Consider the following 12053-nt stretch of genomic DNA (forward strand, 5'->3'; position numbering starts at 1 on the left):
GGGCAAATCTTTAATGCGCCAGATAATTGTTGCCCTAGGCGTCAGACCAGGCCGCTTTGCAGTGCCAGATCCCAGGGTGGCACCGGGCTGAAACGGGATTTGAGGTATTCGAGCAACAACCGGCTACGCGCATTGGGCTGCTGTTCCAGGCGCAGCGCGTAAATGCCGGCGGTTTCCGGGCTGGGCAAACCCTCTTCACAAAACAGCGGCAACAGTTCGCCGCGCACCAGGTATTCACTGGCCAGCCAGGTCGGCAGGTGAGCGATGCCCAGCCCGGCCAGTGCACCCGAAAGCAGGGCTTCGGCGTTGTTGGCACTCATGCGGATGCGTCGCGGGCGATAGGTGGTGCGGCGCCCGTCCAGTTCGAAGCGCCAGGCGAACATTGGCGCCAGCCCGTCCCAGTCGAGGCCGTCATGTTCGCTAAGCTCTTGAGGGTGGGCCGGCGTGCCACGGCTTTTCAGGTACGCGGGGCTGGCACAGGCGATACGCACAATGCTCGCCAACGGCGTAGCGACCAGCCGGGTGTCGACAATATGCCCAGCGCGCAATACCAGATCGACCTTGCCCAGATGCGCGCCCTGCATATCGACAAAGCTGTCGATCAAGTGCAGGTGCACATCCAGTCCTGGATACAGGCTCAAGAAGTCCGCAATGACCGGCGCCAGGTGTCGGCGGCCGAATGCTGCGGGCGCATCGACCCGGATCAACCCCTCCGGCGCATGGCTCAGCGAGACCGCTTCGGCCCGTGCCAGCTGCAACTCGCTGACAATACGTCGTGCCCGCTCGGCAAAGGCCAGGCCCGCCGAGGTGGGCACCACCGCATGGGTGCTGCGTTGGAACAGACGGCTGCCCACTGAGCTTTCCAGGCTGTCGATACGCCGGGCCACCGCTGAAGGCGTCAGCGGATGGCGGCGCGCGGCGGCGGAAAAACTGCCGGCTTCCAGTACATCCAGAAACAGGCTCAGTTGGTCGGTCAAGGTGTTGGGGTTCATGGCTCGACGCTTATGCGAGATTGGCACAGCCATTGTGCGTTGCTGTGCGTTTCCGCGCCAGGGCCGACTGCGTAGCATGCCAAGCTTGGAATTGCGGAGTAGCGAGCGGTGTGGGATTTAGTGATGTACCTGGCATTGGGTGCGGCGTTGGGCACCGTGGGTGGGCTGTTTGGCATTGGCGGCGGGCTGATTGCTATCCCGGTGCTCGGCGTGTTGTTCGGGCTGGATCAGCAAATTGCCCAGGGCACCGCTTTGGTGATGGTAGTGCCGAATGTGATGCTCGCCCTGTGGCGCTATCACCAGCGTAACCGCATCGAGTTGCGTCACGCCTTACCCCTGGGGGTGACCGGCTTTTGCTTTGCCTGGCTGGGATCGATCTGGGCGGTGGGGCTGGATGCGGGCGCCATGCGCATCGGTTTTATTGCGTTCTTGGTGGCGCTGTCTGCCTATAACCTGCTGCGCATGTTCACCCGCAACGCGCCACCGACCACGCAGATGCGTTATTCATGGCCCTGGCTCGGCGTCTTGGGCGCGGCGTCCGGCTCCATGGGCGGGCTGTTCGGGGTCGGCGGCGCGGTGGTCGCCACGCCGGTACTCACCAGTGTCTTCGGCACTACTCAAGTGGTCGCCCAAGGCTTGTCGCTTGCCTTGGCGTTGCCCAGTACCGGTGTGACCCTGGTCACCTATGCCTGGCACCACGAGGTGGATTGGATGATCGGCCTGCCGCTCGCAGTGGGTGGTCTGCTGAGTATCAGCTGGGGCGTGAAAGTCGCCCATGCCTTGCCGGAACGCCTGTTGCGCGGCCTGTTCTGCGGGTTCCTGGTGGTGTGCGCGGTGATGCTCACCTTTAAAGTTTGAAGCCTTCGACGATGTACTCTGCCAGGCATTCGGTGATCGGCGAGGTCATCTGCGGGTTACGCAGCAAGCGCAGGTTCATCGACGGCAAAGGCGGGAAGCCTTCGTCGCTGCCGAGCACTCGCAGGTCGTCGGTGACCAGGCTTTCCATGCTGACCATCGCCGCCAGGCCCGCACTCACCACCGCCAGGATCGCAGCTCCGTTAGAGCTGTGATAGGCCAGGCGATAATCTCGCCCGGCCGCGTCCAATGCGGCACGTGCCCAATGGGTATACAGGCACTCGTCGCCGGACACCGCCAGGGGCAGGGCATCGTGCTCCTCCACACAAAAACACGGTGATGCTGCCCACACCATGCGTTCAGTGCGCAATAACTCACCCAGATCATTGCCGGGCTCGCGGCTGATCACGGTCAACGCCAGGTCCCGCCGCTGCATCAATACGGTCGATGCTTCGCAGTGCATTTCGATCTGAATCAGTGGGTAGGCTTTGGAGAACTGTTTCAGGATCCCTGGCAGAAAGCGCATCACGTAGTCATCCGGCGTGCCGATACGCACCAACCCCACCATATGCGGCTCGCGCAGGGTATTGAACACCTCGCTGTGCAGTTTCAGGATGCGCCGCGCATAACCCAGCAGCACCTGGCCTTCGGGCGTTAGCCGTACCTGCCGGCCATCGCGCTCGAACAGTTTGCGTTGCAACACGTCCTCTTCCAGGCGCTTCATCTGCATGCTCACCGCCGATTGAGTGCGGTTGACCTGCTCGCCGGCGCGGGTGAAACCGCCTTGGTCGGCAATGGCGACGAAAGTGCGCAGCACGTCTGTGTCGATGCTGGGATAGGCGGACAATTGATCAATCTCCGAGATGTATTGCATAAGAAACATTCGTTGGATTGATCATAATCCCAGGCACACACTGTCGTCATCCCCACTGGAGGGCGAGAAGATGAAAGGCCAAAAAGGTTTCATATCGACGGATAAATGGCCGTTTGCCGGGTTGTTCCACACATTCGCGCGTTGGCAGCTGTTACGTCAGGAGCGGCAGATGCTGGCGACCCTGAGCGATGACGCACTCAAGGACATTGGGCTCAATCGCGCCGACGTCGCGCAGGAAAGCCATCGGCATTTCTGGGAAGACCCGCTGCGAAAATAAGCCCGGATGCAGTAGGGTAGGGGGCGAGCCTCTATGGAGATTGCCATGCCCGCCGACCTGTGTTTTTCACTCAAGCAAGCTCGACGCATGGCGCTGGCTGCCCAGGGGTTTTCCGGGCGCCTGGCGCCTGCACAGATAAAGGCCACGCACCTCAACCGCTTGATCGAGCGCCTGGGCGTTTTACAGATCGACTCGGTCAATGCGCTGGTGCGTTCCCACTACCTGCCCGTGTTTTCCCGCCTTGGTTCTTATTCCCCATCCATTCTTGAGCAGGCGGCCTGGAGCCTGGGGCGGCGGCGTTCTCTGTTTGAATACTGGGGGCATGAGGCGTCGCTGCTGCCCTTGGCGCTGTACCCGTTGATGGGTTGGCGCATGGAGCGCGCCCGGCAAGGGCAGGGGATCTATTCGCAGATGGCACGTTTTGGCCGTGAGCAGCAGGCGACGATCCAGCGCGTGTTGCGCACCGTCGAAGAGCAGGGCGCCTTGGGGGCGGGTAGCTTGTCGACCCGCGAGGAACGTGCCGGGCCCTGGTGGGACTGGAGTGATGAAAAGCACGCGTTGGAATGGCTGTTTGCCGCAGGCTTGGTGACGGTTGCCGGTCGTCGCGGGTTTGAGCGGCTCTACGATTTGCCCGAGCGCGTTATTCCCGCCGAGGTGCTCAAGGTCTCCATGAGTGAGGGTCAAGCGCAGCGCGGCTTGCTGTTGCACAGTGCGACGGCGTTGGGCGTCGCCACCGAAAAAGACCTGCGCGATTACTTTCGACTCGACCCCTCCGACAGCCGCAACCGCTTGGCCGAGCTGGTCGAGGATGGGCAACTGCTGGCGTGCCAGGTGCGGGGCTGGAAACAACCAGCGTATTGCCTGGCGGCGCCCAAACTGCCGCGCAACGTGCCGGCCAGTGCATTGTTGTCGCCGTTCGATTCGCTGATATGGGAGCGCAGCCGTACCGAGCGCTTGTTCGACTTTCGCTATCGCCTGGAGATCTACACTCCGCAAGAAAGACGCGTGTATGGCTATTACGTCCTGCCGTTTCTCCACAACGAACGCATTGCTGCACGCGTCGACCTGCGGGCCGAGCGTGCCCATGGGCGCCTGGCCGTGCATGCCGTGCACGAGGAAGAACCTGGGCTGGATGAGGAAGGTATGTTGGCGCTGGCCTTGAACCTGCGAAAGATGGCCGACTGGCTAGGGCTGGAACAGATCCAGCTCAATTGCCAGCGGCCCAGTGCTGCCCGATTAAGGGCGGCGATGCTGAACCGGGATTAAACCAGCCATCGCCACCTGTAGGAGCGAGCTTGCTCGCGAAAAACGTCAACGATACCGCGTGCTTCCTGAATAAACGCGGTGCCTGTGATTTTTTCGCGAGCAAGCTCGCTCCTACAAAAAGCCTTGAAGGCGTTATCCCGGTGGATAAAACATCAGCGCTTTACCTGTTTCAAGGTCTCGGCAATCAGGAACGCCAACTCCAGCGACTGATCGGCATTCATCCGTGGGTCGCAATGGGTGTGATAGCGGTCTGACAGGCCATCCTCGGTGATCGGCCGTGCGCCGCCGATGCATTCGGTGACGTTCTGCCCGGTCATCTCGATATGGATCCCGCCGGCGTAGCTGCCTTCTGCATGGTGCACCTGGAAGAAATCCTTCACTTCGCCAAGGATCTGCGCAAAGTCGCGGGTCTTGTAGCCGCTGCTGGCCTTGATGGTATTGCCGTGCATCGGATCGCAGCTCCACAGCACTTGCTTGCCCTCGCGCTGCACGGCACGGATCAGGTTGGGCAAATGGTCGCCGACCTTGCCTGCACCCATACGGGCAATGAGGTTGAGGCGGCCAGGGTCGTTATCCGGGTTGAGGATGTCGATCAGGCGGATCAGGTCGTCCGGGCTCATGCTCGGCCCGACTTTCACGCCGATCGGGTTGTTCACCCCGCGCAGGAACTCGACATGGGCGCCGTCCAACTGACGGGTACGGTCGCCGATCCACAGCATATGCGCCGAGCAGTCGTAGTAATCGTTGGTCAGGCTATCGCGGCGTACGAAGGCTTGTTCATAGTTGAGCAGCAACGCTTCGTGGGCGGTGAAGAAGCTGGTTTCGCGCAATTGCGGCGAGCTGTCCATGCCACAGGCGCGCATGAAGGCCAGGGTTTCGTCGATGCGGTCGGCCAGTTGGCTGTACTTTTCGGCGAGGGCGGAATTGGCGATGAAATCCAGGTTCCACTTGTGCACTTGGTGCAGGTCGGCAAAACCGCCCTGGGCAAAGGCGCGCAGCAGGTTGAGGGTGGCGGTGGACTGGTGGTAGGACTGCAACAGGCGGTCCGGGTCTGGCACGCGGCTTTTTTCGTCGAAGCCGATGCCGTTGACGATATCGCCACGGTAGGCGGGCAGGGTGATGCCGTCGATGGTTTCATCGTTGGCCGAACGTGGCTTGGCGAACTGGCCGGCCATGCGCCCGACTTTCACCACCGGGCAACCGGCGGCGAAGGTCATGACAATGGCCATCTGCAGCAGCACCTTGAAGGTGTCGCGGATCTTCGCGGCGGAAAACTCGGCAAAGCTCTCGGCGCAATCGCCACCTTGCAGCAGGAAGGCACGACCCTGGGTCACTTCGGCAAACTGACGACGCAATTCGCGGGCTTCGCCGGCAAACACCAGGGGCGGGTAGCTCGCCAGGCTCTGCTCCACTTGCTCCAAGTGCGCGGCGTCCGGGTATCGGGGTTGCTGCTGGATCGGCAGGGCTCGCCAGCTATCGGGACTCCAGGGGTGGCTCATCATGAACTCGTTTGCAGGTGGATGTTAGGCCGTCAATGTTAGCAGCAATTAGTGCGTGACCTGTGGTTGCCGCTTGGCCGACAATCGCGCCTTTGTCGTGCGGTAAAACCCTTTAGGAGTAGTGATGAGCGAGGAGCGTGTCGAGCGCCTGCTGGCCGAAGTCCATGATGAATTCGGCATGATCCGTGTGCTTGAAGTGGCTGATTACCGCTTTCTTGAATTTGGCGACGCCATCGAGCAAAGCTGTGTGTTCACCGCTGACCCGAGCTGGCTGGAGTACGACTACACCCGCGCGATGCTGATCGGCGCGTTGTGCCATGAACAGCCGGAAAGTGCGTTGTTCCTCGGCCTGGGCGCGGGCACGCTGACCCAGGCATGTCTCAAGTTCCTGGCGCTGGAAGATGTCGAAGCCATTGAGCTGCGCCCCGATGTGCCGCGCCTGGCGATTGAATATCTGGGGCTGGATGACGATCCGCGCTTGTACATCCGCGTTGGTGACGCGCTGCAATTGCTCGACAGTGCTGAATCGGCCGATCTGATTTTCGTCGACCTCTACACCGATGTCGGCCCGGGCGTGGGGCATCTGGCCTGGACCTTCCTGGAAAACTGTCAGAAGAAGCTCAACCCCGGCGGCTGGCTGGTGATCAACCAGTGGGCCACCGATGACGGCAAACCATTGGGGGCGGCGTTGCTGCGTGGGTTGTACCACCGGCATTACTGGGAGCTGCCGGTGAAGGAGGGCAATGTGATTCTATTGGTGCCTTCGGAGCTGGATCAGGTGCTGGACCTGGATGCGCTGTCAGCCCGCGCCGAAGCCTTGGCGCCGCGATTGGGGTATTCGTTGCAGCCGTTGATCAAGGCGATTCGGCCGGCTACTTAATTGCCAGTTCGGACGCTTTCGCGGGCAAGCCCGCTCCCACAGGGGATTGCATTTCAACAGAGAATGCAATTCAACTGTGGGAGCGGGCTTGCCCGCGAAGAGGCCCTCACTGCCGACGGCTAATTCAGCTTGTTCAAATCCCCTTGAACACCCCGGGCCGCTTCTCGACCATCGCCCGAACACCCTCCTTGGCATCCTCACTGTTGAGCAGTTTATCCACCATGGGCGGCAGCGCGGCGGCTGCGACGGCCTCACCCTCCATACGCGCCAGCCGCGCCGACATCAACGTGGCCTGCACACCCAGCGGCGCCTGGCGCGCAATGCGGTTGGCCAATTCAATGGCGCGGGGCAACAGGTCCTCACTGGCCATTACTTCCTGCACCAACCCCAGGCGCAAGGCCTCATGGGCGTCGAATTCGTCGCCGGTGAGCAGCCAGCGCATCGCATTGCCCCAGCCGGCAATCTGATGAAAGCGCAATGTCGCGCCGCCAAACGGAAAGATGCCGCGTTGCACCTCCATCTGTGCAAAGCGGGTATTGCTGGCGCAGAGATTGATATCCGCCGCCAGCATCAACTCGATACCAATGGTCAGGCAGTAACCCTGGGCGGCGACAATTACCGGCTTGCTCACGCGCGGGCCGGCAAAGACCCCCCACGGGTCGCACCCTCCCAGCGGCGATTGCCAGCCGCCGGCCATTACGCCGCTGACATTGGCCAGGTCCAGCCCTGCGGTGAAGTGATCCCCATGAGCAAACACCACGGCCACCCGTGCGTCATCGTTTCGATCAAATTCGCCATAGGCCAGGCTCAGTTCATTGAGCAGATCCAGGTCAAAGGCGTTGCGCTTGGCCACGCGGTCCAGGCCCAGCAACAGAACATGGCCCTCAAGTGTGCGGCTGACACGGCTACTGCTGGCTTGATTCATCGTGTGTGCCCTCGGGGCGCATGTAAGGTTTCAGACCAAAGGGTCTCAATGGGTGGGTGAACCGTTTAAGCTCGATGACCAACAGGGCCGGGCCTTTGAAAAATAGACCCTGGCGCACAGATCTGCAAAGCGCGTGACGCAGTGCGGTTTATCGGTGCCTGGCGATAAAAAAAGCTCCCTTTTTCAGCTATTTCCGGTATAGTGCGCGCCGGCCTTTAACCGGGCCGCGTTTAGGTAGCGCAATTCCCCGAAGTCAGCTTCGGCTGCACGTCCGCACAGCGGACTCTTCCTTGACGAATCTTTTTCATTCATTCGTTTTCGCAAATCCCCGCCGACAAAGCAGCCAGGGCGACTCTTGAGTCTCAACACGGCATGCGCAGCTTTGGAGCATGGGTCTTTGCGGATGCACTTAGAGGCAGACCCATGACCCAGGAAACCGGCGGCTTCGCCGCTTTTAATCTTAACCCGAATATTCTTGCAGCCGTCGCAGCGACCGGCTACGAAGAACCTTCGGCGATTCAGCAGCAATCGATCCCGATCATCATGGCCGGTAAGGACATGATTGGCCAGGCGCAAACCGGTACCGGTAAAACCGCCGCGTTCGCCCTGCCTATTCTGCACTGCATCGATCCTGCCAAGCGCGAGCCGCAAGCCCTGATCCTGGCGCCAACCCGTGAGTTGGCGCTGCAAGTAGCAACCGCCTTTGAAACCTACGCCAAGCAAATGCCGGGTGTAACTGTTGTGGCCGTTTACGGCGGCGCGCCTATGGGCCCACAACTGAAGGCTATCCGCAATGGCGCACAGATCGTTGTCGCCACTCCGGGCCGTCTGTGCGACCACCTGCGTCGTGACGAAAAAGTCCTGTCGACCGTGAACCACCTGGTTCTGGACGAAGCTGACGAAATGTTGAAGCTGGGCTTCATGGATGACCTGGAAGTCATCTTCAAGGCACTGCCAGCGACCCGTCAGACCGTACTGTTCTCGGCTACCCTGCCGCAGTCCATCCGTGCCATTGCCGAACGCCACCTGCGCGATCCGGAGCACGTGAAGATCCAGACCAAGACCCAGACCGTTACCGCGATCGAACAGGCTCACCTGTTGGTTCACGCTGACCAGAAGACCTCGGCTGTATTGAGCCTGCTGGAAGTCGAAGACTTCGACGCCCTGATCATGTTCGTGCGCACCAAGCAAGCGACCCTGGACCTGGCCAGCGCCCTGGAAGCCAAAGGCTACAAAGCCGCTGCGCTGAACGGTGACATTGCCCAGAACCAGCGCGAGCGCGTGATCGACTCCCTCAAGGATGGCCGTCTGGACATCGTTGTGGCGACCGACGTTGCCGCCCGTGGCCTCGACGTTCCACGTATCACCCACGTGTTCAACGTTGACATGCCTTACGATCCAGAGTCCTACGTTCACCGTATCGGCCGTACTGGCCGTGCCGGTCGCGAAGGTCGTGCATTGCTGCTGGTGACTCCACGTGAGCGCCGCATGCTGCAAGTGATCGAGCGTGTTACCGGCCAGAAAGTTGCCGAAGTCCGCCTGCCGGATGCCCAGGCCGTTCTCGATGCGCGCATCAAGAAACTGACCAACAGCCTGGCGCCACTGGTGGCTGACGCTGAATCGACCCACGGCGACCTGCTGGACCGCCTGACCGCCGATATCGGTTGCACCCCACGTGCCCTGGCTGCAGCCCTGCTGCGCAAAGCTACCAATGGTCAGGCCCTGACCCTGGCAGCCATCGAAAAAGAACGCCCACTGGTTCCGAACAGCGCGCCACGCGGTGATCGTCCAGAGCGTTCCGGTGACCGTCCAGACCGTGGCGACCGCGAGCGTCGTGCTCCAGTGCCATTGGCTGAAGGCCGTGCTCGTTGCCGTACCGCGCTGGGTGCGCGTGACGGTATCGCGGCCAAGAACCTGCTGGGCGCTATCCTCAACGAGGGTGGCCTGGCACGTGAAGCCATCGGTCGCATCCAGGTGCGTGACAGCTTCTCCCTGGTGGAGCTGCCGGAAGACGGCCTGGAAAAACTGCTGGCCAAGCTGAAAGACACTCGCGTTGCCGGTAAGCAGCTCAAGCTGCGTCGCTACCGCGAAGATTGATCCGCCCTTGGGCTGATTGATCGCACATAAAAAATCCCCGACTGGTTCGGGGATTTTTTTTGCCTCATGTTTAGTCTCCGACGCGATCAACTATGGGAGCTGGCTCCCGTGACGACCTGATGGTAGATGCTGATCTAACTGATGCCCCGCGATCCAAATGTGGGAGCTGGCTTGCCTGCGAAGACGGCCTGACAGCCGACCGGGATGTGGGATCAGATTGAGTACATATCCGTTATTTAGGTAACGGCCACTTAGGGTTCCGCCCTGACGGCGGCTCACTTTGCAAAAGCGGCAAAGTAAGCAAAACGCTCTTGCCCCACCACTCGGCACCTCGCTTGGGCTCGGTGTGCCCGAACGCAGGCTTGAATCCGTGGGCCGCCGCCACGCGCCATCCATGGCGCGAGGCGGCTAACCCGGCGTCCTGCCGGGTTACCCACGAATTCAAGCCTGCGTTCGGCCAGCGTGGTTTAACGGGGCGCCTAAGATCAAAAGCCAGATCAAGATCACAAGCAGGTCAAGATCAAGAGCGGCTCGCTTCGCATCGTGGTTACCGTCGGCTGCTATTGCAGCAAGCCAGCTTCTAAGGTATGACGGCGTCAGTCAAAGCGATAGATATCCATGCCCAGGGCGCCCAGTGTGAAGCCTTGGTGCGCGACGCTGAAATCTGCGCCCGCACCCCGCGCAAAGTACAGCGGCAGTAAATGCTCATCGCTGGGATGGCTGCGCACGGCATGTGGCGCCTGGCGGCGATAGTCATGCAAGGCGTCGTCGTCATTGGCCGTTAGTCTGTCGACCACCCAGTCGCGAAATTCCCGGGCCCACGGTGTGATCGTCTCCGGCCCGGCGCGCCAATCCAGTTCGCCCAGGTTGTGGGTGATGCTGCCGGAGCCGATCAGCAGCACAGCCTGTTCGCGCAGGCTGGCGAGTGCATGCCCGACCCGAGTCTGCAAAGCCGGGCCCAGGCGGCTGGGCAAGGAGACTTGTACCACCGGGATGTCCGCTGCCGGGTACATCAGCGACAGTGGGACCCAGGTGCCGTGGTCGAAGGGGCGTTGCTCGTCAATACGTGCAGCCAGTCCGTCGGCGTGCAGCAGTTCGACGATCTCACCGGCCAGCTGCGGGTCACCCGGCGCGGGGTATTGCACCGCAAACAGCTCGCGCGCAAAGCCGCCGAAGTCGTGCCAGGTTTCGGGGGCAGGGCTGCCGCTGACCAGCAGTTCCGGGCTTTCCCAGTGCGCCGACACCACCACAATGGCTTTGGGCCGTGGCAGCTCGGCAGCCAGGCGCTGCAGCGCAGGGCCGCTGGCGCCGGGTTGCAAGGCCAGGATGGGCGAGCCGTGGGAGATAAACAGGCTGGGGAGCATGAGCAGGGTCCTGAGGGTTAAGATGGAGCCATCTTCAATCAGATCATCAATCTAAATCTAATATAAGTTTTAGCGCCTTTTGATCGAATTTTCGGAGTGATTCATGCAGCCTGAATTTTGGCAGGACCGCTGGGCGAGCAATCAGATCGGTTTCCATCAGCAGGAGGTTAATCCCCATTTGCAGCAGCACTGGCCCGTGCTGGGGGTGCCCGAGGGGGCAAAGGTGCTGGTACCGTTGTGTGGCAAAAGTCTGGACTTGGTATGGCTCGAGAGCCAGGGGCACCCGGTAATGGGCGTGGAGCTATCGGAGCAGGCGGTTGAGGCGTTCTTCAGCGAGCAGGGGCTTGTGCCGCGCGTCAGTCAGAAGGGCGCCTTCAAGGTCTATCAGGCGGGCCAGGTCGAACTGTGGTGTGGCGATTTCTTCAGCCTGGGTGCTGAGGCGGTGGTCGGTTGCCGTGGCGTATATGATCGTGCCGCGTTGATCGCATTGCCCCCGCTGATGCGCGCGCAATACGCCGAGCACCTGAATGCCTTGCTGCCCTCAGGCTGCCAGGGGTTGCTGATTACCCTCGATTACGACCAGGCGCAGAAGGCCGGCCCACCCTTTGCTGTCACGGACGAGGAAGTGCAGGTGCTATTTGCACTGCATTGGGCGTTGGAGCGGCTGGAGGAGCGGGACATCCTGAGGGAGAGCGGAAAGTTCCTGCAGGACGGTGTTACTCGCCTTGAAGAGCGTGCTTATCGGCTGACCAGGCGCTAAAAGGGTTTTCCCTTTTGTAGGAGCGAGCTTGCTCGCGAAAGACGTCAACGATAACGCGTGCTTGCTAAATGAACGCGGCGCCTGCGAGTTTTTCGCGAGCAAGCTCGCTCCTACAGAGAGCGGTGAAATCAGCAGGCATCGGCATAGGGGGCGGCCTTCACAGGCCGCTCCCCTGCCACACCACCCGGCATGCGGGTCCGCACCGGGCGGTTCGAGAGATTGAGGTTATGAGAGACGTACTAATCCCAGCCTGTCGAACCACGC

Annotated in this window: 11 protein-coding genes; 6 read left to right on the top strand and 5 right to left on the bottom strand. The window is 61.2% G+C overall.

The features are described 5' to 3' along the window. Positions 1-41: 41 nt before the first annotated feature. Positions 42-992, bottom strand: coding sequence for a LysR family transcriptional regulator (locus tag BUE92_RS10010; protein WP_073523441.1), 951 nt, complete (start codon positions 990-992; stop codon positions 42-44). Positions 993-1100: 108 nt separating this feature from the next. Between BUE92_RS10010 and BUE92_RS10015 the strand changes: the two genes are divergently transcribed. Further along, positions 1101-1850 (top strand): sulfite exporter TauE/SafE family protein, encoded by a 750-nt coding sequence (locus tag BUE92_RS10015; RefSeq protein ID WP_034127144.1) that lies wholly within the window; start codon positions 1101-1103, stop codon positions 1848-1850. Here the strand turns inward: BUE92_RS10015 and BUE92_RS10020 are convergent. Continuing rightward, positions 1840-2721: a LysR family transcriptional regulator gene (locus BUE92_RS10020; RefSeq protein WP_073523442.1), complete on the bottom strand. Its 882-nt coding sequence runs from the start codon at positions 2719-2721 to the stop codon at positions 1840-1842. The two genes, BUE92_RS10015 and BUE92_RS10020, sit on opposite strands and share 11 nt — an antisense overlap. A gap of 70 nt (positions 2722-2791) precedes the next feature. Between BUE92_RS10020 and BUE92_RS10025 the strand changes: the two genes are divergently transcribed. Both BUE92_RS10025 and BUE92_RS10030 read left to right on the top strand, forming a co-directional pair. Next, on the top strand, positions 2792-2998 hold the full coding sequence (locus tag BUE92_RS10025; protein WP_073523443.1) for a DUF1127 domain-containing protein: 207 nt from the start codon (positions 2792-2794) through the stop codon (positions 2996-2998). 45 nt (positions 2999-3043) lie between these two features. Next, positions 3044-4264, top strand: a complete 1221-nt coding sequence (locus tag BUE92_RS10030; RefSeq protein ID WP_073523445.1) for a winged helix-turn-helix domain-containing protein — start codon at positions 3044-3046, stop codon at positions 4262-4264. A 152-nt stretch (positions 4265-4416) separates the two neighbouring features. Here the strand turns inward: BUE92_RS10030 and BUE92_RS10040 are convergent, their stop codons facing one another. Then, the gene (locus BUE92_RS10040) at positions 4417-5763 is read right to left on the bottom strand and encodes a class II 3-deoxy-7-phosphoheptulonate synthase (protein WP_073523448.1); all 1347 of its coding nucleotides are present in this window, start codon (positions 5761-5763) and stop codon (positions 4417-4419) included. Positions 5764-5887: 124 nt separating this feature from the next. Between BUE92_RS10040 and BUE92_RS10045 the strand changes: the two genes are divergently transcribed. After that, positions 5888-6643 (top strand): spermidine synthase, encoded by a 756-nt coding sequence (locus BUE92_RS10045; RefSeq protein WP_073523449.1) that lies wholly within the window; start codon positions 5888-5890, stop codon positions 6641-6643. A 133-nt stretch (positions 6644-6776) separates the two neighbouring features. On the opposite strand, the gene BUE92_RS10050 is transcribed toward BUE92_RS10045, so the two are convergent. Beyond that, complete coding sequence (locus BUE92_RS10050) at positions 6777-7568, bottom strand: crotonase/enoyl-CoA hydratase family protein (RefSeq protein WP_073523450.1); 792 nt, start codon at positions 7566-7568, stop codon at positions 6777-6779. Positions 7569-7991: 423 nt separating this feature from the next. On the opposite strand from BUE92_RS10050, the gene BUE92_RS10055 reads away from it, so the two are divergent. After that, positions 7992-9665, top strand: coding sequence for a DEAD/DEAH box helicase (locus BUE92_RS10055; RefSeq protein WP_014717677.1), 1674 nt, complete (start codon positions 7992-7994; stop codon positions 9663-9665). 596 nt (positions 9666-10261) lie between these two features. On the opposite strand, the gene BUE92_RS10065 is transcribed toward BUE92_RS10055, so the two are convergent. Next, entirely contained in the window at positions 10262-11029 is a 768-nt protein-coding gene (locus BUE92_RS10065; protein ID WP_073523451.1) for a DODA-type extradiol aromatic ring-opening family dioxygenase, read from the bottom strand. 103 nt (positions 11030-11132) lie between these two features. On the opposite strand from BUE92_RS10065, the gene BUE92_RS10070 reads away from it, so the two are divergent. Next, on the top strand, positions 11133-11789 hold the full coding sequence (locus BUE92_RS10070; RefSeq protein WP_073523452.1) for a thiopurine S-methyltransferase: 657 nt from the start codon (positions 11133-11135) through the stop codon (positions 11787-11789). Positions 11790-12053: the final 264 nt, after the last annotated feature.

The sequence above is a fragment of the Pseudomonas fluorescens genome (assembly GCF_001902145.1).
GTDB lineage: Bacteria > Pseudomonadota > Gammaproteobacteria > Pseudomonadales > Pseudomonadaceae > Aquipseudomonas > Aquipseudomonas fluorescens_BV.